Here is a 23751-nt window from a genome sequence, read left to right as displayed (position 1 = left end):
CGACCTCATCCCGAGGTGGATGTTCCTGCCCGCGCGGGCGCGGGACGCGTTCCGGACGGCGGTCGCCATGGACGGCGCCACCTGGGCGCGCGCCCGCGGCCTGGCGCTCGCCGGGTCGCTGCCGGTGCCGGACGGCCCGTTCTTCGCGGTCCCCGGGCGGGTGACGGCGGCCCTGCGGCGCCTGGACACCGTTCTCGATGATCACGCGGAGCGGGGGTAGACGACGGGGGCCAGGACCGCCGCCAGGTCGGCGGGTTCGCGGTACAGGAGGCCTCGCATGCCGAGGGCCACCGCCGCGTCCACGTTCTCGCGGCGGTCGTCCACGAACAGGCAGCGGTCGGCCGCGACACCGGCCCGCCGCACCGCCTCCCGGTAGATACGGGGGTCCGGCTTGGTGACGCCGAGGTCCGCGCTGCTGAGCACGGCGTCGAAGAGCCCGTCCTCGCCGGTGAGGCCCAGCAGCGCGAGGTCATCGGCCAGCCAGGGCGTCGCGTTCGTCACGAGCAGCACCGGCAGCCCGGCCGCACGGGCGTCACGGAGCAGCCCGACCACCGTCTCGTCGGCCCAGAACTTGGTCTCGGCCAGCACGTTGCCCAGCTCGCGCCCGCGCTCCAGCGGCACCCGGCCTGCGAGCCCGCGGGCGATCGTCTCGACCCATCGCTCCTTGGTGATCTCCCCGCGCATCAGCGGCATGTCGTTCTCGGGCGCGAAGGCGACCTCGGCGGTGCTGCCCGGCGGCAGGCCCGCCTCGGCCTCCCGCTGTTCGAGTTCCGCCATGTCGTAGAAGCGGATCACGTTGTCGAGGTCGCTCAGTACGGCGTCGAAGGCCCGGCCGGGGATCGTCATCCGACGTGTTTATCACCACGGGCCTTCTCGGCGGCGAGGCCACCGCGCCTGCGGGGCCCTGCCGCAGGGCCTGGCCACAGCTTCAGCCGAACTCTCGGTGGCCGTTTCGGCCGAAGCCCCGGCCGTCGCTTCAGCCCAGCTCCTCGCGGGCGATGGCCCGCACCCGGTCCAGATACGCCCGCACGGCCTCGTACCGGCCCTTGTGCGCGCGGACTTCCGCCCGCTGCTTCTCGGCGCTGACCGCCCACCACACACCCGCCGTGTTCAGGGCGTGGTTGCACTCGACGTCGGCGACGGCCGTGGCCAGCTCCTTCTTCGTACGAGCGGTGTTGCCGTCCTTGCGGCCCGTGTGCCACGCCTTGTCGCCGGAGGCCTCCGCCGGGCTCTCGTACCACGTGAAGCCCTTGCCCGCCATGCAGCGCGACCAGTCGCGGAACGCCCGGCGCACCCGATGGTCCTCGGCCACGGCCTTGTCCAGCTTTTCGGCGCGTTCGGAGACGAAGTAGCGCTGCCGTGCGTTCTTCTCGTCCTGAAGGAGCCGGCGCGTCGCCAGCGCCTCACAGCCGCCCTCGGGGACCGCACGGCCCCGGAGCACCTCGGCTCGCCCGTTCCGGCCACCGGTGCCGTCCAGCACGCTCTCCTCCGCGTCCGTCGGTGTCCGGCCCTCGTGCCGGGAGCCGTCCCGCCCCTCCTTCAGGACGGCCGGGTCGAGGCCGTAGCCCCAGCGGCGGGCGTGAGCGAGGTCGAGCGAGCCGTAGGGCGGCACGTAGATCGCCACCAGGTTGAACGACTCGGCCATGGCGGGGCCCCGCCCGGGGTGCAGCGGGAAGTCCTCGAACCCGTAGGAGCGCATGCACCGCTGGGTGACGCGCGCCTGCGCCTCCTGGATGCGCCGGTGGTCACGGCCGCTGAAGTCGTAGCGGTCCAGCGGCAGCGCGGGGAGGTCCTTGCCCCGGACCCTGGGCACGCCCGCCTCTCGCGCATAGCCCGGCGCCTCGTCCTCCGCCGACGGCCCGAAGCCGCACCCCGCCAGGACCAGCCCTGTCGGAACCGTCAGCAGCGCCAGAACGAGCCCACCCCACCGCCTCTTCACGCACCCCTCCCCAGTGGTCCGCGACGTCGATCATCGGACCCTACCGCGCGCGGGCGACGGGGACAGCGCACGCACCGGCCACACAAGGGACTGTGGACAGCGCACGCACCGGCCACACAGGGGGCTCTCAAGCCACGGGGCCGGGGCAGCCGGGGCTCGGGGGGACGGACTACGCCAACGGGCTCGGCGGGACCTCGGGGTCGCGCTGCGCGTCGTGCTTCGGCGTCGGCGTCGGCGTCGGGCCGCCGACCGCCCCGGGGTGCGGCCTTCGATGCCGTGGCCGGCGGTGTCTGCCCATGGCCCGGTCCCGGTTCTCGGGATGGTCGCCGGAGTGCTCGCCGTCCTCGTCCGTCACACAGGCCTCACACTGCGCGTTGCGGCACGGCCCGGGGCCCCATTCGGGGACGAACACCCCGAGCACCTTGCGCCGCCGGATCGCCGTACCGACCGGACGTCCGCAGGCCTCGCACACGGGCTCGTCCTGCGGATCGTGGCCGGGGCCTGGTCGCGGCCCTTCGCTGCCCATACGGCCATTCTATTCGGGCAGGCCGCCGAGGGGCATTCCGCGGCGCGGGCGCACCCCGCCGCTTCCCCCTCCACCTGCATCCCTCTCTTCTACGCCGAGGCCTCCGGGCCCCGCGGTTCACGCCACATCGGCCACATCCTCGGTCCGCCGGGCAGGTCGAGCGGCGTGCCCGTGAACCCGAAACCGAGGCGTTCGTACAGGTCGCGGCTGCGCGCGTTGCTCGCCTCCAGATAGGCGTGCTCCCCCTCCCTGTCGCAGCGGTCGAGGACGGCGGTGACGAGGGCCGTGCCGAGCCCCTCACCCTGCCGGTCCGGCCGCACGGCGATCATGTGGAGGTACTGATGGGCCCGGTCGGTCGGATGGGAGGCGTCGGTCAACCTGCCTATCAGCTCGACCCGTTCGTTCTCCGGGTCTATGGCCTGCCGCAGCTGTGCGGGGCCGTCCTGCTCGGCCTGCCCCTCTCCGTCGGGGCCGCCCGCGGGGACGGACCACCACAGGGCCGCGGCGGCGCGGTCCTCGGTGACGTCGACGTAACCCTCGGCGAGAGCCATGTCGAAGAAGGCGCCCATCATCGCGCCATGCGTGCGCCTGCGGTGCTCCTCGCCGGGAAAGACCCAGCAGCTCACCGGGTCGCCCATGAACGCCTCGTCGAGCAACCGCACCACATCGGCCCGGTCGCCCTCCCCGGCCCTACGGATCTCCACACCCACGGTCCGCCCCTCCCCGATCACCCATCCGGAACGGCGCACCGCCCCGGACACCGCACCGCGTCCGGCGGAGCGCCGGTCGCAGCCTAGGTGATCGCCCACGAACGCGTGAGGGCCCCGTGACCACCGCCCGACCGGCAGCCACGAGGCCCGTCGCCCACGCCTCACCGTGTGCGTCCTGTTCCCCCCTTTGTCCCCCCCCCGGCCCCCACCCCTCCCGGGTCTCAGTGCCTACGTCGTGTCACGAACTCCGCGATGGCGAGGAGGCCGCCCGCCGCCTCCGGGTCCGGGACCGCTTTGGCGAGCTGCCCCAGGGCTCCGGACATCCGGTCGGCCGCGTGCCCTTGCGCCCAGTCACGGCCGCCGGCGCGCTCCACCGCGCTCGCCGTCCTCGCCGGGTCGCCCTCGCCCGGCGGGCCGCCGTACAGCTCGGCGAGCTCCGCCGCGGCCGGGGTGTCCGAGGCCAGCGCGGCCACCACCGGCAGGGACTTCTTGCGGGCGGTGAGATCGGCGCCCGCGGGCTTGCCCGTATGCCCGGGGTCCCCCCAGATGCCGATGACGTCGTCGATGAGCTGGAAGGCGAGCCCCGCCTGGCGGCCGAAGCCGTCGAGCGCGTCGGCCGCCTCCCGCCCCGCCCCGGCGTACACCGCGCCGATCGCGCACGCGCAGCCGAGCAGCGCACCGGTCTTGGCCTCGGCCATGGCCAGGCACTCGTCGAGCGTGACCTGGTCCGGGGCGCGGCTCTCCAGGGAGCAGTCCATGAACTGCCCCTCGCAGAGCTCCTCGACGCACAGCGCCAGCCGGGCGGCGGCCTCCATGGCCCCCGGGTGGAGATCGTCGGCGAGCATCCGCTGTGCCAGGGCCTGCATGGCGTCCCCGGTGAGGATCGCGGCGGCGTCGCCGAACACGGCCCAGGCGGTGGGCCGGTGCCTGCGCGTGGTGTCGCGGTCCATCACGTCGTCGTGCAGCAGTGTGAAGTTGTGGGTCAGCTCCACGGCCGCGGCGGCGCGGACGGCCGTCTTCGGCTCCCCGCCGAGCGCCCGCACCGCCGCCAGGACGAGGGCGGGCCTGATGGCCTTGCCGCCGTTCCCCGTGGCCGGTGTGCCGTCGGCGTGCTCCCACCCGAGGTGGTAGCGCGCGACCTTGCGCACGGCTGCCGGCAGCGACTCGACCGCCGCGCACAGCTCCGGGTCGACGAGGGCCCGTGCCGCGTCCAGGATCTCCGCGGCCTCGTGGCCCTCACCGGCCCCCTGCTCCGGCGCCGTCGTGGCTGCCGTGTCCGTCGTCGTGTCCGTCATGGACTCACCCCGATAAGGATGCGGACGGTGGCGGTTCCTCGGCCTGTGGGCGCGTACGGAAGGGGTGTACCCCGCGCGGCGGCCACGGACACGGCTCATGCCTCACCCCCAGCGGCCGATCTCGACGTTCTCCAGGACACCGAGCGCGTCGGGGACGAGCACGGCCGCGGAGTAGTACGTCGACACCAGGTACGAGATGATCGCCTGCTCGCTGATGCCCATGAACCGCACCGACAGGCTCGGCTCGATCTCGTCCGGGATGCCGCTCTGGCGCAGTCCGATGACGCCCTGCTCCTCCTCACCCGTACGCATGCAGATGATGGAGGTCGTCCCGGCCTCGGTGACCGGGATCTTGTTGCACGGGAACACCGGCACGCCGCGCCAGGTCGGAATCCTGTTCCCCGCCACGTCGATGGTCTCGGGGACGAGTCCTCGCTTGTTCAGCTCACGGCCGAACGCGGCGATCGCGCGCGGATGGGCGAGGAACAGCTTGGACCCGCGCCTGCGGCTGAGCAGTTCGTCGAAGTCGTCCGGGCCGGGCACTCCCTCATGCGGTTGGATGCGCTGGTCGTACTCGCAGTTGTTCAGGAGGCCGAACTCGCGGTTGTTGATCAGCTCGTGCTCCTGGCGCTCCTTGAGCGCCTCGACGGTGAGCCGCAGTTGCTGCTCCGTCTGGTTCATCGGCTGGTTGTAGAGGTCGGCCACGCGCGAGTGGATGCGGAGAACGGTTTGGGCGACGCTCAGTTCATACTCGCGCGGCGCCGTTTCGTAGTCCACGAAGGTGCCCGGCAGCACGGCCTCGCCGACGTGGCCGGCCGAGAGGTCGATGGGCGCCTCGCCGTACTTGTTGGTGCGCTGGGCGGGGATGGACCGCAACCGCTGGAGGTGTCCGCGCAGGGTCTCACTGCGCTCGGCGACCTGTTCGAGGTCCTGGCGCGGCAGGACGAGCACCGTGCACGCCGTCACCGCCCGCGCGGTGTACTCCCAGATGGCCTCCTGGTCGAGGAGCGCCTGCTCCCCGAAGTAGGAGCCGTCGGCGAGCGTCCCGAGCACCGTGTCGTCGCCGTAGGGTCCGGTGCCGACCTTCTCCACCCGGCCGTGCGCGAGCAGGAAGACCTCGCCCGAGGGGCTGCCGAAGGAGGTCAGGACCTCACCCGCGGCGTACTCCCGCTGCTGGCAGCGGGAGGCCAGCTCGCCCAGCACCTCCTGGTCGTCGAAGTCCCGCAGCAACGGCAGCTCGCCCAGCTCGGCGGGGATGACCCGGACTTGGTCGCCCGTCTTGACGAAGGTCACCCTGCCGTCACCGACCGCGTAGCTCAGCCTGCGGTTCACCCGGTACGTGCCGCCCTGCACCTGCACCCACGGCAGCATCCGCAGCAGCCAGCGGGAGCTGATCTCCTGCATCTGCGGCGCCGACTTGGTGGTGGTGGCCAGGTTCCGCGCGGCCGATGTGCCGAGGCTCTGCTGCGGCTTCCCCGACTCAGCGCGGATCTCTTCGCCTACCGACATTGGCTGTGCCCTCCCGAGTACCTGCGGTGATCTCGCAGGACACCCTTCCAGCACGGAGCGTCGCGCCGCCATTACACAAAAGAGCGGGAATGGATCTCGCTCCGGCGGGGCATGGAGGGCGTTTTCACTCGTTCGGCCCATCGGACGGCGCGCGGGAACCCCGGAGCCCGCGCACCCGTTGGGCCACATGCGGGGCATTCACGCCGCGCGCACCTTTCGCACCTCTCATACCCTGGGGACCCTTCACCCCTTACCTCCCCTCCCTCCCCTTCGACCTTTCGCAACGACCCTTTCGCTTTCGCATCGACTGGCAGGAGACAGCAATGGCGGGCTTCCTGGACCGCGCCAAGGAGCAGGCGCAGCGCGGCCTCACGCAGGGCAAGCAGAAGATCGACGAGGTCCAGGAGAAGCGGGCGGGCGACGCACTCCTGAAGAAGCTGGGCGCGGCGTATTACGCCGAGCGCCGGGGTTCGGGCTCCCCCGAGGCCACCGCGCAGGCGTTGCAGGCCGTGGAGGCCCACGTCGCGGCGAACGGCGACGGGTTCCTGCACGGCACCTGACCGGATCGGCTCGCACGGTGCCCGAACACGCCCCGGATTGCTTCCGAACGGCTGGTCCGGGCACCGGACTTCCGGTACAAGCAGGGCGTACGAGGCGGTTCGCGACAGGCGGCCGTCGCGCCCCGCAAAGGAGGCGGTCATGGCCCCACCCATGTCCGCGGGACGCTTTTTGGACGCGCTGCGAGACGAGGGCGTCACCGTCGTCGAGGTAGGCGACTGGGAGCACCACAACCGCAACGACAAGGGCCCCTGGGGGCCCGTGCACGGCGTCATGATCCACCACACGGCGACCGAGGGCGGCGAGCGCACGGTCGAGATCTGCCGCGAGGGTCATGCCTCGCTGCCGGGCCCGCTCTGCCACGGCGTGATCACCAAGGACGGCCGCGTCCACCTCGTCGGGTACGGCCGCGCCAACCACGCGGGGCTCGGCGACGACGACGTCCTGCGGGCGGTCATCGCCGAGAAGCGCCTGCCCCCGGACAACGAGTCGAACACCGACGGCAACCGCCACTTCTACGGCTTCGAGTGCGAGAACCTCGGCGACGGCGAGGACCCGTGGCCCGAAGCGCAGCTCGACGCCATCGAGCGGGTCTCCGCGGCGATCTGCCGCCACCACGGCTGGACGGAACGCTCGGTGATCGGCCACCTGGAGTGGCAGCCGGGCAAGGTGGACCCGCGCGGCTTCACGATGAGCGCGATGCGGGACCGCATCGAGGAACGCCTCAAGTAACCCCCCTCCCCCGGGAGCCCGAACACCCCCCACCCACTCGGCCGGGAACTCGGGACGGGCTCCCGCCAGCCCGCCCCACGGCCCGGCGCCGGGCTTATCCGCCGCCCCACCCCAACCGTACGGCGACCGCGGGGGACAATGGCGGCGTGCGACCCACACCGCCCGCCGGCCTCTCCCCGCTGCTGCCGTCACCGTTGCAGGAGGTCAGGGACGACCGCTTCGAGCGCCACGGTGTGCGGCTGCTGCTCAAGCGCGACGATCTGATCCACCCGGAGCTGCCGGGCAACAAGTACCGCAAGCTGGCGTTGAACCTGTCGGCCGTCGCCGACGCCGGGCACGACACACTGCTCACCTTCGGCGGCGCCTACTCCCACCACCTGCGCGCCACCGCCGCCGCGGGCCGCCTTCTCGGCTTCGCCACCATCGGCGTCGTACGCGGCGACGAACTCGCCGGGCGCCCCCTGAACCCGTCCCTGGCCCGCTGCGCGGCCGACGGCATGCGACTGCACTTCGTCGACAGATCGACGTACCGCGCGAAGGGCGATCCCGCGACGCTGCACGCGCTCCTGCGCGCGACGGACGCGCGGGGCGCCTATGTGATCCCCGAGGGCGGCAGCAACGCCCTGGCCGTCCGCGGCTGCGCTGCGCTGGGCGAGGAACTGCGCGAGCACACCGACGTGGCGGCCGTGGCCTGCGGCACCGGCGGCACCCTCGCGGGGCTCGCGGCGGGGATCGGACCGCACCGCCGGGCCCTTGGCATACCGGTGCTCAAGGGCGGCTTCCTCGGCCCGGAGATACGGGCGCTGCAGCAGTCGGCGCTCGGCGCGCCGAGCGCCAACTGGAGCCTGGACGAGCGCTTCCACTGCGGCGGCTACGCCCGTACGCCCCCGAGCCTGCTGGCCTTCGCGGAGGACTTCGAGCGGCGCCACGGCCGGGAAACGGGTCTCTCCGTGGAGAGGCTCTACGTGGCCAAGCTCCTCCGCGCGCTGACGACCCTCGTCGAAGAGGGCGCCTTCCCGCCCGGCACCCGCCTCACCGCGGTCATCACCGGCGCCCGGGACGAGCCGGCCCCGTCGTCGGCCGCACGTCAGTCGTCGACCTCGCGGTAGACGGCCGCCTCCTCCAGGTCCAGCTTGCGCAGCAGCGTCCGCATCATCTCGTCGTCGATGCGCCGCTCGTCCCGCATCCGCACGAAGACCTCGCGCTCCGCGGCGATCGCCTCGCGCGCCAGGCGGCGGTAGGTGTCGTCCGCGGACTCGCCCGTGACGGGGTTGGGCTGGCCGAGCCGTTCCCACACGGAGTTGCGGCGCCGCTCCAGAACGGTGCTCAGACGGTCCTGGAGAGGCTGTGGGAGGCAGTTGCGCTCGTCCTCCATCAGGGTGCGCACCCGGGCCTCCGCGGCCTGCGAGGCGGCGTTCTGCGCCTGCGCCTCGGCCAGTGTCTGCGCCTGCTCGTCCCGGCCCGGCAGCTTCAGGACACGGATCAGCCACGGCAGCGAGAGTCCCTGCACGACGAGCGTGCCGATGACCGTGGTGAAGGTCAGGAACAAGACAAGATTGCGCCCGGGGAAGGGCTCACCGTCCTCCATGACGACCGGGATGGAGAAGGCGATGGCAAGCGAGACCACGCCCCGCATCCCGGCCCAGCTCACGATCAGCGGCCTGCGCCAGTCCAGGTCGTCCTCGCGCTCCCTGATCCGCTTCGACACGGCGCGCGGCAGGTACGTCGCCGGATAGGACCACACGAAGCGCACCACCACGACGAAGACGAAGACCCCGGCGGCGTACCAGGCGGCCTGGCCGACGCTGTACTCGCCGAGCCCCTTGAGCACGATCGGCAGTTGCAGCCCGATGAGCGCGAAGACCGCGGACTCCAGGATGAACGCGACGACCCGCCACACCGCGGCCTCCTGCAGCCGCGTCTCGAAGTCGACCTGCCAGGAGCGGTGCCCGAGGTAGAGGGCGACGACGACCACGGCGAGCACTCCGGAGGCGCCCACCTGCTCCGCGGCGGCGTACGCGACGAAGGGGATGAGCAGCGACAGCGTGTTCTGGAGCATCGACTCCTTGAGGTGCGTGCGCAACCAGTGGATCGGCACCATCAGGATCAGGCCGACGCCGACCCCGCCGACCGCGGCCACCAGGAACTCCCTGACACCGCCCGACCAGCTCGCGCCCTCGCCGACCGCCGCCGCGAGGGCGACCTTGTAGGCGGTGATCGCCGTCGCGTCGTTCACCAGGGACTCGCCCTGGAGGATCGTGGTGATCCTGGACGGCAGGCCGACCTTGCGCGCGATCGCGGTCGCCGCGACGGCGTCCGGCGGCGCGATCACGGCGCCGAGCACCAGCGCCGCCGTCAGCGGCAGGTCGGGGATGAGCAGGTAGGCCAGCCAGCCGACGGCGAGCGTGGCGAAGAGCACATAGCCGACGGAGAGCAACGCGACGGGTCTGAGGTTGGCGCGCAGGTCCAGGTAGGAGCTCTCCAGCGCGGCGGTGTGCAGCAGGGGCGGCAGGATCAGCGGCAGCACGATGTGCGGGTCGAGGTGGTAGTCGGGCACTCCGGGGACGTACGCGGCGACGAGTCCCGCGCCCACCAGGAGCAGCGGCGCCGGCACAGGGGTCCTGCGCGCGGCGCCCGCCACCACGGCGCTCGCCGCGACCAGTGCCACCAGGGGCAGTACATCCATCGGCAGTCCCCTCCGCCTTCCGCTTTCCCGACGTAACCTGGCAATCATGAACGAGTGCCCGCACGTCGCAGCGCTGCCCCACCCCGAGGTGTCACCCCTGAGCGACACGTGCCTGGAGTGCCGCGCGGCCGGCAGTCACCCCGTCCAGCTGCGGCTCTGCCTGGAGTGCGGGCACGTGGGCTGCTGCGACTCCTCGCCGTTCCGGCACGCGACGGCGCACTTCGAGGAGACCTCACACGCAGTGATGAGGACCTTCGAGCCCGGCGAGAGCTGGCGCTGGTGCTTCGTGGACGGTTCGATCGTCTGACGCCTGGGTACGTCAACCCGGCACCTGTTCTTTCCAATTGGGCCCGCCGAACCCCTAGCCACCGTGTGTACTCATATGCTTACTATGAGTGACGGCATCGGGGCGGGGCCCCCGGGACATGGAGCCGGGGATCGCGGTAGCGTCACCGCATAACTACGTGGCGCGTTACCCGTGTGACGCAGGCCGGACCGCCGCCGGACGGTGGGCCGGAGCCCCGAAAGTGCTTGTACCACCTTGGAGGTGAGGGTGTCCCAGATCGCAGGCGAGCCCGGAAATCAGGACTTCGTGGAAGTCCGCCTTCCGGCTGCGGGTGCCTACCTGTCGGTGCTGCGGACGGCGACGGCCGGCCTCGCGGCGCGTTTGGACTTCACTCTCGACGAGATCGAGGACCTCCGCATCGCGGTCGACGAGGCCTGCGCGATCCTCTTGCAACAGGCCGTGCCCGGATCGGTCCTCAGCTGCGTCTTCCGGCTCGTCGACGACTCCCTGGAGGTGACGGTCTCGGCGCCGACGACCGACGGCCGGGCCCCGGAGCGGGACACCTTCGCCTGGACCGTGCTGTCGGCCCTCGCGGGCCAGGTGGACTCCGCCGTCGCCGAGGACAACACCGTCTCGATCAGCCTCTACAAGAAGCGCGGCGCGGGACCCGGGCCGGCGTGAACGGAGACGGGCCGGTGCGGGACGAAGAGCGCGGCACACAGAGTCTGCCCGTCGACGGCGGGGAGGGGACACGCCGTATGACCACCGGAATCCCCGAGCAGCAGGCGAAACCGCACCCGGAGGACCCGGAGCAGTCGGGTCCTCCGACGGTGGCCGATGTGTCGGAGCAGGCAGAGCCGACCGCCAAGGACGAGCTCCAGCAGCTCTCCGGCCGGGGCGGCGGGCGACGGGCGGGAAACATGAGCGAGCACGAGCACAGCCGGCACGATCCACGGGACCGGAGCAGCGCACGCGCGATGTTCGTCGAGCTGCGCGCCCTGGAGAGCAGCAGTCGGGAGTACGCGGAGCTGCGCAACCAGCTCGTCCGCATGCACCTGCCGCTCGTCGAGCACCTGGCCCGTCGCTTCCGCAACCGCGGCGAGCCGCTCGACGACCTCACCCAGGTCGCCACGATCGGCCTGATCAAGTCCGTCGACCGGTTCGACCCGGAGCGCGGCGTGGAGTTCTCCACGTACGCGACCCCGACGGTCGTCGGCGAGATCAAGCGGCACTTCCGCGACAAGGGGTGGGCGGTCCGCGTCCCGCGCCGTCTGCAGGAGCTGCGCCTGTCCCTGACGACGGCGACGGCCGAGCTGTCCCAGATGCACGGCCGCTCCCCCACCGTGCACGAGCTCGCGGAGAAGCTGGCGATCTCCGAGGAGGAGGTCCTCGAGGGCCTGGAGTCGGCGAACGCCTACTCCACGCTGTCCCTGGACGTCCCCGACACGGACGACGAGTCGCCGGCGGTGGCGGACACCCTGGGGGCCGAGGACGAGGCCCTTGAGGGCGTCGAGTACCGCGAATCGCTCAAGCCGCTCCTGGAGGACCTGCCGCCGCGCGAGAAGCGCATCCTGCTGCTGCGTTTCTTCGGGAACATGACGCAGTCGCAGATCGCGCAGGAGGTCGGCATCTCCCAGATGCACGTCTCGCGCCTGCTGGCCCGCACCCTGGCCCAGCTCCGCGAGAAGCTCCTCGTGGAGGAGTAGGCCCCTGCCGAGCAGATGGTGCTACTTCTGGTCCTGCACGTGGCCGGGGCCCCGGATGCCGAGGGCCTCGGTCGTCGCCGGATGGACCAGGAGCACCAGTGAGGCGATCGCCACGACCGCGAGGGCGATGCCCGCGGGGATCGCGGCGCTGTCGGCCTGGAGCAGCTGCCAGGCCACGGGCAGCGCCATGATCTGCGTGATGATCGCGGGCCCGCGGCTCCACCGGCGCTGCTTGAGCAGTCCGCGTGCGGCGAGCAGCGGCAGCAGCGCGAGGACGATCAGGGTGACGCCGCCGGTCTCGGCCTGCCGGGGGTCGTCGGGCGATCCGGCGAGCCCCATCACGAGCATGTACACACCCCCGGCGGCGAGGGCGACGCCCTCCAGCGCGGACAGGGCCGCGGCGGCGGTGAGCCGTCCGGGACGCGGACCCGGCGCGGCCGGCTCCGGGGCTTCGGGGGTGGATTTCCGCTCAGTACTCACTCCAGCAGGGTAGCCCCGCGCGTCCGCGCCACGGCACCTCGGTCTGGGCCGCCCGCGGAGCCCTAGGTACCCTGCTGAGCATGCGTGCACTTCTCGTGGTCAACCCGGCGGCAACCACCACCAGTGCGCGTACGCGTGACGTCCTGGTCCACGCACTGGCGAGCGAGATGAAGCTCGACGCGGTGACCACGGAGTACCGGGGGCACGCCAGAGACCTCGGCCGGCAGGCCGCGGAGAGCAAGGACATCGAACTGGTCGTCGCTCTCGGTGGCGACGGCACCGTCAACGAAGTCGTCAACGGACTGCTCCACCACGGCCCCGATCCGGACCACCTGCCCCGCCTCGCCGTCGTCCCCGGCGGCTCCACCAACGTCTTCGCGCGCGCCCTCGGGCTGCCGAACGACGCGGTGGAGGCCACGGGCGCCCTCCTCGACGCCCTGCGCGAGGGCAGTGAGCGCACGGTGGGCCTCGGCATCGCGGGCGGCACGCCGGGCACGGAGGACGAGGCGGTGCCCTCGCGCTGGTTCACGTTCTGCGCGGGGCTCGGTTTCGACGGCGGTGTGGTCGGCAGGGTCGAACAGCAGCGGGAGCTCGGCAGACGCTCCACGCACGCGCTGTACGTCCGCCAGGTGCTGCGGCAGTTCATCGACGAGCCCCACCGCCGGCACGGGATGATCACCCTGGAGCGGCCCGGCGAGGACCCGGTGACGGACCTGGTGATGTCGATAGTCTGCAACACCTCGCCCTACTCCTACCTGGGCAATCGTCCGCTGTACGCGTCCCCGCGGGCGTCCTTCGACACCGCGCTCGACGTGCTGGGACTGAAGAGGCTCTCGACGGCCGCCGTGGCTCGTTACGGAACGCAGCTATTGACGTCCACGCCGGAACGGGGACCACACGGTAAGCACGCGGTCACACTCCACGACCTCACCGACTTCACCTTGCATTCAAAGGTTCCACTGCCCCTCCAGATGGACGGTGACCACTTGGGACTGCGTACGAGCGTGACGTTCACAGGCGTTCGCCGTGCACTGCGTGTGATTGTGTGAGTAGAAGGGCCTAAAGTCCTTTCAGTCGAACGTTTAGGCCAGGATCCACCCCATGGAAGTACGGCTGTGACTCAGCCGACACTAAGGAATCCAAAAAAACTTTCCGGAAGGGGTTGTATCCGCCGCCGAGGTTTGCGAATCTCTACATGGCGATCGGGACGGCCCGCAACATCGGCCCCGCAGAGAGCCAGAACCCCTCCTCCACCACAGGTCCACACCAGGCAACTGGGCGTCGGCCCTTCCCGTGTCGAGGGATTCGTGAAAGCGTTCACATTCACAAGCAACCTGAATGTCATACCAAGGAGAGGTAGCAGCCATGGACTGGCGTCACAACGCCGTTTGCCGCGAAGAAGACCCCGAGCTCTTCTTCCCCATCGGCAACACCGGTCCTGCGCTGCTGCAGATCGAGGAAGCCAAGGCCGTCTGCCGCCGCTGCCCCGTCATGGAGCAGTGCCTGCAGTGGGCGCTCGAGTCCGGCCAGGACTCCGGCGTCTGGGGTGGCCTCAGCGAGGACGAGCGCCGCGCAATGAAGCGCCGCGCCGCTCGCAACCGTGCACGCCAGGCCAGCGCCTGACGCCCACACCCCCGACGAGCCTGAGCTTGGCGGCGCGTACAGCGCGTACGCATCTCCCGCCCCCGAGCCGCAGCCGCGCAGTACCCCCGATGCGCATCGCAACGTGAGCAGTGAGCCCCGGACCGAATTGGTCCGGGGCTCACTGCTGTGCGCCGTCCGGTGCGCGGCCCGCGACCGCCGCCGCCGCTCGGCCGCCGTGCCTTGCCGCCGTTACTTGTCGCCCCGGATCGGGATGTCGAGGAGCACCCGCGTGCCGCGCTCGGCGGCGCGGACCATGTCGAAGACACCGCCCAGCTCCCCCTCGACGAGGGTGCGGACGATCTGGAGGCCGAGGTTGCCGGAGCGGTGCGGGTCGAAGTCGTCCGGCAGGCCGACGCCGTCATCCTGGACGGTGATCAGCAGCCGCACCTCCTTGCTGGTGCCGCCGCGCACCGCCGACACCTCGACCGTGCCGGTGTCCCCTTCGCGGAACCCGTGCTCCAGGGCGTTCTGCAGAATCTCCGTGAGCACCATCGACAGAGGTGTCGCCACCTCCGCGTCGAGGATGCCGAAGCGCCCGGTGCGCCGGCCCGTGACCTTGCCGGGCGAGATCTCGGCGACCATCGCGAGGACCCGGTCGGCGATCTCGTCGAACTCCACGCGCTCGTCGAGGTTCTGGGAGAGCGTCTCGTGGACGATGGCGATGGAACCCACGCGGCGCACCGCCTCCTCCAGCGCCTCCCTGCCCTTGGCCGAGTCGATGCGGCGGGCCTGCAGCCGCAGCAGCGCGGCGACCGTCTGGAGGTTGTTCTTCACCCGGTGGTGGATCTCCCGGATGGTCGCGTCCTTGGTGATCAACTCGCGCTCGCGACGGCGCAGTTCCGTGACGTCGCGCAGGAGTACGAGGGAACCGATGCGCGGCCCCTTGGGCTTGAGCGGGATCGCGCGGAGCTGGATCACGCCGTCTCCGCCCTCGATCTCGAACTCGCGCGGCGCCCAGCCGCTGGCGACCTTGGCCAGGGCCTCGTCCACCGGCCCGCGCGACGGCGCGAGTTCGGCGGTGGCCCTGCCGAGGTGATGACCGACCAGGTCGGCGGCGAGGCCGAGACGGTGGTAGGCGGACAGGGCGTTCGGCGAGGCGTACTGGACGATGCCTTCGGCGTCGAGCCGCAGCAGGCCGTCCCCCACGCGCGGGGACGCGTCCATGTCCACCTGCTGCCCCGGGAACGGGAACGACCCGGCGGCGATCATCTGTGCGAGGTCGGAGGCCGACTGGAGGTAGGTCAGTTCCAGGCGCGAAGGCGTGCGGACCGTCAGCAGGTTGGTGTTGCGCGCGATCACCCCCAGGACGCGCCCCTCCCGTCGTACGGGAATGGACTCCACCCGCACCGGGACCTCCTCGCGCCACTCGGGGTCGCCCTCGCGGACGATGCGGCCCTCGTCGAGGGCGGCGTCGAGGAGGGGGCGCCGGCCGCGCGGCACGAGGTGGCCGACCATGTCGTCCTGGTAGGAGGTGGGGCCCGTGTTGGGCCGCATCTGCGCCACCGAGACATAGCGGGTGCCGTCACGGGTGGGGACCCAGAGCACGAGGTCGGCGAAGGAGAGGTCGGAGAGCAGCTGCCACTCCGAGACCAGCAGATGCAACCACTCGAGGTCGGAGTCACCGAGGGCGGTGTGCTGGCGTACGAGGTCGTTCATGGAGGGCACGAGTGCGAGCGTACCTTTCGCGTACGGCGGCTCCCGACGAGCCGCGGCGCCAGGGCGGGACCCTCAACCCACCCACGGCACCGCAGCCCTTCAGGTGCATCGGCCGCCAGAATGTGCGGTACTGGACGGCCGATCGGGAGGTCCCGGCGCAGTCAGGGCAGAGAGCGCCGGTTCCTCGGTCCGCTCTCCTGTGCGGGGAGAGCGGAGGCTTTACTCCCGCATTGTGGACTAGACCATTCTCCGATGTCTACGCGCGGGCAGATCTTTGTTCCCGCCGCTTCCTCCGAGCCGTCTCCCCCGCGGGTCAGGCCCCATTCTCCGGCAGTCCACCCCCCGGCCACACCGACATCGCCAGATCCGCCACCGCTTCCAGCTCCTGTCTGGTGGCGCCGTCCCTGGCCTGCTGGGACATCCCCTGGAAGACCGCGCGCACATAGCGGGCGAGGGCGGCGGGGTCGGCGCCCCTCGGCAGCTCGCCCGCCGCGACGGCCGCGGCGATACGGGACTCGATGTCCGTGATGGCGGCGTTCCGCCGGGCGCGCAGGGACTCCTCCACCTCCGGGGTCGTGCAGTTCGTGGCGGCGGTGACGACCAGGCAGCCGCGCGGGTGGGCGGGGTCGGTGAACCGGGCCGCGGCCTCGCGCAGCAGGCGCGCCACCCCGCCGCGCACGGTGGGTTCCTCGGCGAGTGCGCGCTCGCCGAAGGCGCCGTGGGTGACGTCGTACCGCACGACGACCTCGTCGAAGAGCGTGCGCTTGTCGCCGAACGCGCCGTAGAGGCTGGGGGCGCCGATGCCCATGACGCGCGTCAGGTCCGAGACGGACGTCCCTTCGTACCCGTGCTCCCAGAAGGCCTTGACCGCCTGTTCGAGCGCCGTCTCGCGGTCGAAGGAACGGGGGCGCCCGCGCTGTTTCGTCGCCATGGAGTGAATTGTATAGCGGCCACTAGTAAATGGGGGCGGAATGGACTACGGTTCTTTCTGTAGCGATCGCTAGGAATATTCGTGTCGCCTCGGACGGCACACGATGGTTGATTGGTGAGCAGGGTGACGGGAGGGGTCGGCATGGACCGCGGAAAGGACTGCCCTCTGGGCGCAGCTCTGCTAGATTGGTCTATACCACCAACCGTAGAGCCCCTCTCCAGATCGGCAGGCCCAGCGTGGAAGTTGTCATCGTCCCGGACGCCACGGCAGGCGGCGAGCTCATCGCGGAGGCCATGGCCGCCCTGGTGCGCCGTAAGCCTGACGCCCTGCTCGGTGTCGCCACCGGATCCACCCCCCTGCCGATCTACGAAGCGCTGGCCGCCAAGGTCGCCGCCGGTGAGGTGGACGCGTCGCGGGCGCGGATCTGCCAGCTCGACGAGTACGTGGGACTGCCGGCCGGGCACCCGGAGTCGTACCGCTCGGTCGTGCTGCGCGAGGTCGTCGAGCCGCTCGGGCTGAGCGAGGCCTCGTTCATGGGCCCGAACGGCAGCGCCCAGGACGTGCAGTCGGCGTGCGTGCAGTACGACAAGGCGCTGGCCGAGGCCGGTGGCGTCGACCTCCAGTTGCTGGGGATCGGCACCGACGGGCACATCGGGTTCAACGAGCCGTGCTCGTCGCTCGCCTCGCGCACCCGGATCAAGACGCTGACGGAGCAGACGCGGGTGGACAACGCGCGCTTCTTCGACGGGGACATCGAGCAGGTCCCGCACCACGTGATCACCCAGGGGATCGGGACGATCCTGGAGGCGCGGCACCTGGTGCTGCTCGCCACGGGTGAGGGCAAGGCGGACGCGGTGGCCGCGACGGTCGAGGGTCCTGTCGCCTCGATCGTCCCGGCGTCGGCCCTGCAGCTGCATCCGCACGCCACGGTCGTCGTGGACGAGGCCGCGGCGTCGAAGCTGAAGCTCGCGGACTACTTCAGGCACACCTATGCCAACAAGCCGGGCTGGCAGGGGCTGTAAGGGGGCCGGCCCGGGTCGCACGCGGACCCGGGCCGTACGAGGAGGGGCGCCCCCCGGCCGGGGGGCGCCCCTCCTTTTTGGTGAGCCTGAGCGTGGTGGGCGGGCGGTGAGCGGGGCGGCGGCGGGGAGGCCGCCGACTCAGCTCGCGGTGATGATCTCCGCCGCTGCCTCGCCGCAGACCCTCGCCGCGCCGCGCGTCGCGATGTGGAGGGCGCCGACCGGGGCGGACTGCGGGACGCCCATCTCGACCACGATCGTGTCGGGGCGGGTGGCGAGCAGGGTGGTCAGGGCCGCGGACATCCAGCCGTGCCGGTGGGCGTCGCGGACGACCGCGACGATGCGCCGCTCCCCCGCCGCGGCCAGGGCCTCGGCGCCCGCCGTGTCGCCGGAGAACGTGCCCGAGCGGGTGCCGGGGAACCGGCGTCCGAGCTCGGCGGTGACACCCCACGGGGTCTCGTCGCCGACCGCGATGTTCGGCAGCGGGCTGAAGGTGGCGACGTAGGGCGCGGAGGTGAGCGGGGCGGCGTAGGTCTCGCCGCGGGTGACCGTCAGGGCGCGGCGGGCCGCGACCAGGCCGATCCCGGTGTCGGGCGCGCCCCCCGAACGATCGGTCGCGCCCGACACCGAGGCCCAGCCCGCCAGCGCCCGTACGCGGTCGGCGGCGTCGGCGAGGCGTTCCTCGGGCAGCTCCCCCGAGCGCACCGCGGCGACGAAGGCGTCCCGCAGCCGCAGCACGGTGCCCTCGTCCGAGGGGCCGCCGCCCGTGCAGATCGCGTCGGCGCCGGCGGCGATGGCGAGGACGCAGCCGCGTTCGAAGCCGTACGTGCCGGCGATGGCCTGCATGTCCATGCCGTCGGTGACGATGAGTCCCTCGTAGCCGAACTCCTCGCGGAGCAGGCCGGTGAGGATGCGGCGGGAGAGCGTCCCGGGGTTGTCCGGGTCCAGGGCCGGGGCCAGCACATGGGCGCTCATCACGGCCCGCGTGCCCGCGGCGATGGCCGCGCGGAACGGCGCGAGGTCGCGGGAGTTCAGGACGTCCCGGTCGACGTCGATGACCGGCACGGAGTGGTGCGAGTCGATCGCGGTGTCGCCGTGGCCGGGGAAGTGCTTGGCGGAGGTGGCGACGCCGGAGGACTGCATGCCCTCGACGTAGGCGGCGGTGTGCCGGGCGACCAGCTCGGGGTCGGCGCCGAAGGAGCGTACGCCGATGACCGGGTTGTCGGGGTTGGCGTTGACGTCGGCCGAGGGCGCCCAGTTGAAGTTGATGCCGCAGGCGGCGAGACGGCGGCCGAGGTCGGCGGCGACCTCGCGGGTCAGCGTCGTGTCGTCGACGGCGCCGAGCGCGTGGTTGCCCGGGTAGGAGGAGCCGGTGCGCACCTCCAGGCGGGTGACGTCGCCGCTCTCCTCGTCGATGGCGATCAGGAGGTCGTCGCGCTCGGCGCGCAGTTGCGCGGTGAGGGCGGCGACCTGCTCCGCCGTGCGGACATTGCGGCCGAAGAGGCTGACGGAGGCGAGGCCTTCGCCGATCCGGCGGCGCAGCCAGTCCGGTGCGGTGGTGGTGCCGTCGAAGCCGGGCTGGAGCACGGCGAGGGCGTTGCGGGTGAGGGTGTCACCGGCGTGCGTGAGTGTCGTCATGTGCGGAGTTATCCCTTCACTGCGCCGTCGGTCAGGCCGCTGACGGCCCTGCGCTGCAGGAAGACGAAGAGGATCAGGATCGGGACGGCGAAGAGGGAGGCGGCGGCCATCGTGGCGCCCCAGTCGTCGCCGAAGGCGGTCTGGAAGCTGGACAGCCACACCGGCAGGGTCTTGGCCTCCGCTTCCTTGTTGAGCACGAGGACCAGCGGGAACTCGTTCCAGGCGGTGATGAAGCCGAACAGCGAGGTCGACATCAGGCCCGGCGCGAGCAGCGGCAGGATCACCCGGCGGAAGGCCTGCATGCGGGTGCAGCCGTCGACCATGGCGGACTCCTCCAGCTCCTTGGGCACGGCGGCGACGAAGCCGCGGAGCGTGAGGAGGGTGAAGGGCAGGATCATCACCATGTAGAAGAGGGTGAGCGGGATCAAGCTGTTCAGCATGTCCGCGTCGCGCACGATCATGTAGATCGCGATGACCATGACTTCCCAGGGCGCCATCTGCGCCAGCATGAAGCCGATGATGAAGCCGCGCCGCCCCTTGAAGCGCATCCGGGCGAGGGCGAACGCCGCGGTCACGCCGATGATGAGGGAGAAGACGACCGCGAGGAGCGTCACGATCAGGGAGTTGCCGGCCATGGTCCAGAAGTGGTCGGCGTCCATCGCCGTCTTGAAGTGCTCAAGGGTGGCGTCGGTCGGGAACCAGACCGGGTCCTCGGCGATGATGTCGCCGGTCGGCTTGAAGGCCGTCGCGAACATCCAGTACACGGGGAAGACGCAGAGGATGAAGATAAGGACGGCGACCAGGTTGGGCCACAGACGGCCCAGCGGCGAGCGCTTCACAGCTCGTCCTCCTCTTGCTTGAGCACGATGCGCAGGTAGAACGACGTGATGGCCAGCAGGATGACGATGGTGAGCAGCGCGATCGCGGCGCCCATGCCGAAGTGCTGGTTGCCCATGCCCTCGATGTAGGCGTAGACGGGGAGGATCTCGGTGAGGCGGTCGGGGCCGCCCTCGTTGATCGTGAAGACCTGGACGAACGCCTTGAAGACCCAGATGATCTCCAGGAACGTCGTGGCGTAGAGGAAGGGCTTCAAATACGGCAGCGTCACCTGGGTGAACTGCTTGAGGGCCCCCGCGCCGTCCAGCGCCGCGGCCTCGTACAGCTCCTTGGGGATGGTGGTCGTGGCGGCGTACAGGTTGATCGCCACGAAGGGGATGGACATCCAGACGATCAGCAGCAGGACGACGAAGAAGGTCGAGTACTGCGTGGCCAGCCAGTCGTGGTCGGCCATCGACTCGAAGCCGATCTTGGCGAGCACCCAGTTGACGACGCCGAAGCGCTGCGCGAACAGCCACTGGTAGACCGTGCTCGCCGCGACGACGGGCATCGCCCAGGTGAGCACGAGGCCGAGCAGGAGGAAGGTGCGCATCTTCCGGCCGAGGCGGGCGAGGAGCAGCCCCACCAGGGTGCCGAGGCCCATGATGAGGACGACGTTGACGGCGGTGAAGGCGACCGAGCGTCCTGTGACCCGCCAGAAGTCCTCGCCGGTGAGGACGTCCTTGTAGTTGTCGAACCCGTTCCACTCCGTGAGGTGCAGAATGAACTGCCTCATGTTGAGGTTCTGGAACGACAGGATCCCGTTGTTGACCAGGGGCCAGCCGAGCAGCAGCAGGGTGGCGACGATCGCGGGGGCAAGGAGCAGATAGGGCGTCAGCCCGGCGAGACGCCTGGGCTCCTTGCGCGGGCCACTCGGCCGTGGCCCGCCTGCCGGTGTCTGCACCTCCGTCGGGCCGGAGGGCGGCCGTTCGGTCTTCTGCACGGTCATGCTCGCCATCTCTTTCGTGGGCATCGCGGTAAGCAGAGGTGTGCCGGGGCGGCGGGGACGGTTCACCCGCCGCCCCGGCAAGAGGGGCGTTCTTACTGCTTCTGCGACAGGCGCTTGTTGAGCTCGCCCTCGACCTGCTTGGCGGCGTCCGCGGGAGACTTACCGTTGAGCACCGCGGTCATGTAGTTCTTGATCGGGTTCGGCGGGTTCTCCACCGCGCCCCACTCCGGGATCAGCGGGGTGGTGCCACCGCCGACGGCTGCGGGCGCGGCGGCCTCGGCGGCCGGGTTGCCCTTGAGGTTGGACTCCAGCGCCTTCTTGTTCGGGATCTGGCCGCCTTCCTTGGCGAACTGGCCCTCGAACTTGTCGGACAGCGCGATCTTCAGGAACTCCTTGGCGAGCTCCTGCTTCTTGCTGGTCGCGGCGACGGCGAGGTTGGAGCCGCCGAGGAAGACACCCTCGGGCTTGTCGGCGGTGGGGCCGGGGATCGTGAAGAAGCCGATGTCCTGCTCGATCTTCGGGTTGGCCTTGATGGCGGTGGGGGCTTCCCAGCTCATGCCGATGAAGGCGCCGGTCTTGCCCTTGGCGAAGACCTCGGCCTGCTGCGGGGTGGCCTCGTCCTTGTTCTTGGGGGCCTTGGAGAGGTCCGCGAACTGCTTGTACGTCTTCATGGCCTTGGCGACCTTCGGGTCGTCCAGGTTGGAGACGTACTTGTCGCCGTCCTTCTTGACCAGCTCGGCGCCCTCACCGATGGTCAGGCCGACGAAGTGGTACCAGTTCTGTCCGGGCAGGTAGATCGGCTCGGCGTCGGTCTTCTCGCCGATCTGCTTGAGGTCCTTGAGGAACTCGGCGCGCGTCTTGGGAAGCTCCTTGATACCGGCGTCGGCCCAGATCTTCTTGTTGTAGACGACGACGCGGTTGAGGACGAACCACGGGGCGGCGTACTGCTTGCCGTCCACGACCGAGGACTTGTTCATCGACTCGGTCCAGTCGGCGCCGATGGACTCCTTGAGGTCGCCCAGCTCGGCGAGACCGCCCGTCTTGGCGTACGCCGGGGTCTGGGTGTTGCCGATCTCGAAGACGTCCGGCGGGTTCTCCTCGGAGAGGGCCGTGGTCAGCTTCTGCTGAATGCCGTTCCAGGTCTGCACCTCGAACTTGAGCTTCGCGCCCGTCTTCTTCTCGAAGGCGGCCGTGACGTCCTTCTGCCACTGCTCCGGCGTCGAGCCGTCCATCGCCCAGAACGTCAGCGTCTCGCCCTTGAAGCCGTCGGCGCCCCCGGCCTTGTTGTCGTCGCCGTCGCCGCCGCACGCCGCGACCGAGACCAACATGCCCGCGACACCAATGGCCGCCATGAGCTTGCGATTCACGTCATCCTCCTCAAGGGATGCCAGTCAACCCCCCACCCGCAGCGACCGAATGGACCGAGATCTGCCCGTGGGACTGGAACCTGGTCTTTAATGGTGTAGACCAGTACGGGGAGCTTGGCCTAGACCTTTAGGGGTGTCAAGGGTGTATAAGAAGGGCTGTCACGTCCGTTATCGGACCGACACCTGAGCAACGGGGCGCCCTCTTGGCACGCCGACTTATCGTCGGGCGACGTTCGTTCGGGCGACTTTCGTTCGAGCGGGGGGACCCGGGGCCGTACCGTGCCACGATGTGAGCCGCGACAGACGGAGGAGCCGGTGACGGCAGCAGCACAGGAGCCGAACCAGTCGCTGAAGAGCGGCGGCGGGGAGACGGGTGGGCGGACCATGGGCACCGAGGCGGGCAGCACCGGGACGGCCACGGGCGCGCCCGTGGCGACGGACGGCACGGGCGCCGCGAGCGTCGGCCGCACCGCGCGCGTGCCGAAGTACTACCGCCTGAAGCGGCACCTCCTCGACATGACGGAGACGCTGCCGCCCGGCACCCCCGTGCCGCCCGAGCGCACGCTCGCCGCCGAGTTCGACACCTCGCGCACGACGGTCCGCCAGGCCCTTCAGGAACTGGTCGTCGAGGGCCGCCTCGAACGGATCCAGGGCAAGGGCACCTTCGTCGCCAAGCCGAAGGTCTCCCAGGCGCTGCAGCTGACCTCGTACACCGAAGACATGCGCGCCCAGGGCCTTGAGCCCACCTCGCAGCTCCTGGACATCGGCTACATCACGGCCGACGACACCCTCGCCGGGCTGCTCGACATCGGCGCGGGCGGCCGGGTCCTGCGCATCGAGCGGCTCCGCCTGGCCAACGGCGAGGCCATGGCCATAGAGACCACGCACCTGTCGGCCAAGCGCTTCCCCGCGCTGCGCCGCTCCCTGGTCAAGTACACCTCGCTCTACACCGCGCTCGCCGAGGTGTACGACGTGCACCTCGCCGAGGCCGAGGAGACCATCGAGACCTCGCTCGCCACCCCGCGCGAGGCGGGCCTGCTCGGCACGGACGTCGGCCTGCCCATGCTGCTGCTCTCCCGGCACTCCCTGGACGGCGACGGCCGGCCCGTGGAGTGGGTGCGCTCGGTCTACCGCGGCGACCGCTACAAGTTCGTGGCCCGCCTGAAGCGGCCGACCGACTGAGACCGCCGTCCCGGCCCGCCCTGACCCTCCCTCCCCTGACGCGACTCCGTACGCGGTCTGGC

The 23751-nt window shown here is 70.9% G+C and carries 25 protein-coding genes; 11 read left to right on the top strand and 14 right to left on the bottom strand.

What is annotated here, in order from left to right; genetic code table 11:
- Positions 1 to 19 precede the first annotated feature (19 nt).
- Positions 20 to 220 carry a hypothetical protein gene (locus DCW30_RS19160; RefSeq protein ID WP_076684571.1) on the top strand — a complete coding sequence of 67 codons (201 nt, stop codon included), beginning with the start codon at positions 20 to 22 and terminating at the stop codon, positions 218 to 220.
- Here DCW30_RS19160 and DCW30_RS19155 read toward each other — a convergent pair.
- The 6 genes from DCW30_RS19155 to DCW30_RS19130 all read right to left on the bottom strand — a co-directional run bounded on the left by DCW30_RS19155 (position 202) and on the right by DCW30_RS19130 (position 5979).
- Positions 202 to 846, bottom strand: a complete 645-nt coding sequence (locus DCW30_RS19155; RefSeq protein ID WP_076684573.1) for an HAD-IA family hydrolase — start codon at positions 844 to 846, stop codon at positions 202 to 204. The two genes, DCW30_RS19160 and DCW30_RS19155, sit on opposite strands and share 19 nt — an antisense overlap.
- A gap of 130 nt (positions 847 to 976) precedes the next feature.
- A complete protein-coding gene (locus DCW30_RS19150; RefSeq protein ID WP_079250008.1) occupies positions 977 to 1939 on the bottom strand; it encodes a hypothetical protein in 963 nt (320 codons plus the stop codon).
- A 169-nt stretch (positions 1940 to 2108) separates the two neighbouring features.
- Entirely contained in the window at positions 2109 to 2465 is a 357-nt protein-coding gene (locus tag DCW30_RS19145; RefSeq protein WP_123985597.1) for a hypothetical protein, read from the bottom strand.
- Positions 2466 to 2554: 89 nt separating this feature from the next.
- Entirely contained in the window at positions 2555 to 3175 is a 621-nt protein-coding gene (locus DCW30_RS19140; RefSeq protein WP_076684577.1) for a GNAT family N-acetyltransferase, read from the bottom strand.
- Positions 3176 to 3396: 221 nt separating this feature from the next.
- Positions 3397 to 4470, bottom strand: coding sequence for a family 2 encapsulin nanocompartment cargo protein polyprenyl transferase (locus tag DCW30_RS19135; protein WP_076684580.1), 1074 nt, complete (start codon positions 4468 to 4470; stop codon positions 3397 to 3399).
- Positions 4471 to 4572: 102 nt separating this feature from the next.
- Positions 4573 to 5979: a family 2B encapsulin nanocompartment shell protein gene (locus DCW30_RS19130; protein ID WP_076684582.1), complete on the bottom strand. Its 1407-nt coding sequence runs from the start codon at positions 5977 to 5979 to the stop codon at positions 4573 to 4575.
- Positions 5980 to 6302: 323 nt separating this feature from the next.
- Here DCW30_RS19130 and DCW30_RS19125 point away from each other — a divergent pair, with 323 nt between their 5' ends.
- The 3 genes from DCW30_RS19125 (at position 6303) to DCW30_RS19115 (ending at position 8378) form a co-directional block, all read left to right on the top strand.
- A complete protein-coding gene (locus tag DCW30_RS19125; RefSeq protein WP_062782190.1) occupies positions 6303 to 6539 on the top strand; it encodes a hypothetical protein in 237 nt (78 codons plus the stop codon).
- Between the two features lie 139 nt (positions 6540 to 6678).
- On the top strand, positions 6679 to 7269 hold the full coding sequence (locus DCW30_RS19120; RefSeq protein ID WP_076684585.1) for an N-acetylmuramoyl-L-alanine amidase: 591 nt from the start codon (positions 6679 to 6681) through the stop codon (positions 7267 to 7269).
- A 146-nt stretch (positions 7270 to 7415) separates the two neighbouring features.
- On the top strand, positions 7416 to 8378 hold the full coding sequence (locus DCW30_RS19115) for a 1-aminocyclopropane-1-carboxylate deaminase/D-cysteine desulfhydrase (RefSeq protein WP_076684587.1): 963 nt from the start codon (positions 7416 to 7418) through the stop codon (positions 8376 to 8378).
- Here DCW30_RS19115 and DCW30_RS19110 read toward each other — a convergent pair.
- A complete protein-coding gene (locus DCW30_RS19110) occupies positions 8357 to 9955 on the bottom strand; it encodes a Na+/H+ antiporter (RefSeq protein WP_076684590.1) in 1599 nt (532 codons plus the stop codon). The genes DCW30_RS19115 and DCW30_RS19110 overlap by 22 nt on opposite strands.
- Before the next feature lie 46 nt (positions 9956 to 10001).
- Between DCW30_RS19110 and DCW30_RS19105 the strand changes: the two genes are divergently transcribed.
- The 3 genes from DCW30_RS19105 to DCW30_RS19095 all read left to right on the top strand — a co-directional run bounded on the left by DCW30_RS19105 (position 10002) and on the right by DCW30_RS19095 (position 11947).
- Entirely contained in the window at positions 10002 to 10262 is a 261-nt protein-coding gene (locus DCW30_RS19105; protein WP_076684592.1) for a UBP-type zinc finger domain-containing protein, read from the top strand.
- 246 nt (positions 10263 to 10508) lie between these two features.
- The gene (locus tag DCW30_RS19100) at positions 10509 to 10922 is read left to right on the top strand and encodes an ATP-binding protein (RefSeq protein ID WP_062782207.1); all 414 of its coding nucleotides are present in this window, start codon (positions 10509 to 10511) and stop codon (positions 10920 to 10922) included.
- Positions 10811 to 11947, top strand: a complete 1137-nt coding sequence (locus tag DCW30_RS19095) for an RNA polymerase sigma factor SigF (RefSeq protein ID WP_373569038.1) — start codon at positions 10811 to 10813, stop codon at positions 11945 to 11947. Before DCW30_RS19100 ends, DCW30_RS19095 begins: the two co-directional genes overlap by 112 nt.
- 21 nt (positions 11948 to 11968) lie before the next feature.
- Here the strand turns inward: DCW30_RS19095 and DCW30_RS19090 are convergent, their stop codons facing one another.
- On the bottom strand, positions 11969 to 12427 hold the full coding sequence (locus DCW30_RS19090) for a hypothetical protein (RefSeq protein WP_062782215.1): 459 nt from the start codon (positions 12425 to 12427) through the stop codon (positions 11969 to 11971).
- An 80-nt stretch (positions 12428 to 12507) separates the two neighbouring features.
- On the opposite strand from DCW30_RS19090, the gene DCW30_RS19085 reads away from it, so the two are divergent.
- Complete coding sequence (locus tag DCW30_RS19085) at positions 12508 to 13476, top strand: diacylglycerol/lipid kinase family protein (protein WP_062782219.1); 969 nt, start codon at positions 12508 to 12510, stop codon at positions 13474 to 13476.
- 316 nt (positions 13477 to 13792) lie between these two features.
- Positions 13793 to 14050, top strand: coding sequence for a WhiB family transcriptional regulator (locus DCW30_RS19080; RefSeq protein WP_016639615.1), 258 nt, complete (start codon positions 13793 to 13795; stop codon positions 14048 to 14050).
- A gap of 210 nt (positions 14051 to 14260) precedes the next feature.
- Here DCW30_RS19080 and DCW30_RS19075 read toward each other — a convergent pair whose 3' ends face one another.
- Both DCW30_RS19075 and DCW30_RS19070 read right to left on the bottom strand, forming a co-directional pair.
- Positions 14261 to 15727, bottom strand: coding sequence for a PAS domain-containing sensor histidine kinase (locus DCW30_RS19075; RefSeq protein ID WP_205576665.1), 1467 nt, complete (start codon positions 15725 to 15727; stop codon positions 14261 to 14263).
- 313 nt (positions 15728 to 16040) lie between these two features.
- Positions 16041 to 16658, bottom strand: coding sequence for a TetR/AcrR family transcriptional regulator (locus DCW30_RS19070; protein WP_076684598.1), 618 nt, complete (start codon positions 16656 to 16658; stop codon positions 16041 to 16043).
- 236 nt (positions 16659 to 16894) lie between these two features.
- Here DCW30_RS19070 and nagB point away from each other — a divergent pair, with 236 nt between their 5' ends.
- Positions 16895 to 17680, top strand: coding sequence for a glucosamine-6-phosphate deaminase (gene nagB / locus DCW30_RS19065; RefSeq protein WP_076684601.1), 786 nt, complete (start codon positions 16895 to 16897; stop codon positions 17678 to 17680).
- 138 nt (positions 17681 to 17818) lie between these two features.
- On the opposite strand, the gene DCW30_RS19060 is transcribed toward nagB, so the two are convergent.
- From DCW30_RS19060 to DCW30_RS19045, 4 genes are all read right to left on the bottom strand, one after another.
- Positions 17819 to 19315, bottom strand: coding sequence for a glycoside hydrolase family 3 protein (locus DCW30_RS19060; protein WP_119271239.1), 1497 nt, complete (start codon positions 19313 to 19315; stop codon positions 17819 to 17821).
- Between the two features lie 8 nt (positions 19316 to 19323).
- Positions 19324 to 20154, bottom strand: a complete 831-nt coding sequence (locus DCW30_RS19055) for a carbohydrate ABC transporter permease (protein WP_062782240.1) — start codon at positions 20152 to 20154, stop codon at positions 19324 to 19326.
- On the bottom strand, positions 20151 to 21140 hold the full coding sequence (locus tag DCW30_RS19050; protein ID WP_062782483.1) for a carbohydrate ABC transporter permease: 990 nt from the start codon (positions 21138 to 21140) through the stop codon (positions 20151 to 20153). Before DCW30_RS19050 ends, DCW30_RS19055 begins: the two co-directional genes overlap by 4 nt.
- A gap of 92 nt (positions 21141 to 21232) precedes the next feature.
- Positions 21233 to 22507: an extracellular solute-binding protein gene (locus DCW30_RS19045; RefSeq protein ID WP_076684605.1), complete on the bottom strand. Its 1275-nt coding sequence runs from the start codon at positions 22505 to 22507 to the stop codon at positions 21233 to 21235.
- Between the two features lie 384 nt (positions 22508 to 22891).
- Between DCW30_RS19045 and DCW30_RS19040 the strand changes: the two genes are divergently transcribed.
- A complete protein-coding gene (locus tag DCW30_RS19040; protein WP_076684607.1) occupies positions 22892 to 23689 on the top strand; it encodes a GntR family transcriptional regulator in 798 nt (265 codons plus the stop codon).
- Positions 23690 to 23751: the final 62 nt, after the last annotated feature.

Source organism: Streptomyces alfalfae (assembly GCF_004127445.1).
In the GTDB taxonomy this organism is placed as follows: domain Bacteria; phylum Actinomycetota; class Actinomycetes; order Streptomycetales; family Streptomycetaceae; genus Streptomyces; species Streptomyces alfalfae.
The sequence above is the reverse complement of the archived record's forward strand: the minus strand, read 5'-3'. Positions and strand labels throughout refer to the sequence as shown.

Excerpts from the sequence above, each read along its gene's own strand:
- DCW30_RS19160 (WP_076684571.1), top strand. The coding sequence starts at position 20 with ATGTTCCTGCCCGCGCGGGCGCGGGACGCGTTCCGGACGGCGGTCGCC.
- DCW30_RS19125 (WP_062782190.1), top strand. The coding sequence starts at position 6,303 with ATGGCGGGCTTCCTGGACCGCGCCAAGGAGCAGGCGCAGCGCGGCCTC.
- DCW30_RS19040 (WP_076684607.1), top strand. The coding sequence starts at position 22,892 with ATGGGCACCGAGGCGGGCAGCACCGGGACGGCCACGGGCGCGCCCGTG.
- DCW30_RS19145 (WP_123985597.1), bottom strand. The coding sequence starts at position 2,465 with ATGGGCAGCGAAGGGCCGCGACCAGGCCCCGGCCACGATCCGCAGGAC.
- DCW30_RS19085 (WP_062782219.1), top strand. The coding sequence starts at position 12,508 with ATGCGTGCACTTCTCGTGGTCAACCCGGCGGCAACCACCACCAGTGCG.
- DCW30_RS19070 (WP_076684598.1), bottom strand. The coding sequence starts at position 16,658 with ATGGCGACGAAACAGCGCGGGCGCCCCCGTTCCTTCGACCGCGAGACG.
- DCW30_RS19130 (WP_076684582.1), bottom strand. The coding sequence starts at position 5,979 with ATGTCGGTAGGCGAAGAGATCCGCGCTGAGTCGGGGAAGCCGCAGCAG.
- DCW30_RS19060 (WP_119271239.1), bottom strand. The coding sequence starts at position 19,315 with ATGACGACACTCACGCACGCCGGTGACACCCTCACCCGCAACGCCCTC.
- DCW30_RS19050 (WP_062782483.1), bottom strand. The coding sequence starts at position 21,140 with ATGACCGTGCAGAAGACCGAACGGCCGCCCTCCGGCCCGACGGAGGTG.
- DCW30_RS19075 (WP_205576665.1), bottom strand. The coding sequence starts at position 15,727 with ATGAACGACCTCGTACGCCAGCACACCGCCCTCGGTGACTCCGACCTC.
- DCW30_RS19135 (WP_076684580.1), bottom strand. The coding sequence starts at position 4,470 with ATGACGGACACGACGACGGACACGGCAGCCACGACGGCGCCGGAGCAG.
- DCW30_RS19080 (WP_016639615.1), top strand. The coding sequence starts at position 13,793 with ATGGACTGGCGTCACAACGCCGTTTGCCGCGAAGAAGACCCCGAGCTC.
- DCW30_RS19105 (WP_076684592.1), top strand. The coding sequence starts at position 10,002 with ATGAACGAGTGCCCGCACGTCGCAGCGCTGCCCCACCCCGAGGTGTCA.
- DCW30_RS19110 (WP_076684590.1), bottom strand. The coding sequence starts at position 9,955 with ATGGATGTACTGCCCCTGGTGGCACTGGTCGCGGCGAGCGCCGTGGTG.
- DCW30_RS19120 (WP_076684585.1), top strand. The coding sequence starts at position 6,679 with ATGGCCCCACCCATGTCCGCGGGACGCTTTTTGGACGCGCTGCGAGAC.
- DCW30_RS19155 (WP_076684573.1), bottom strand. The coding sequence starts at position 846 with ATGACGATCCCCGGCCGGGCCTTCGACGCCGTACTGAGCGACCTCGAC.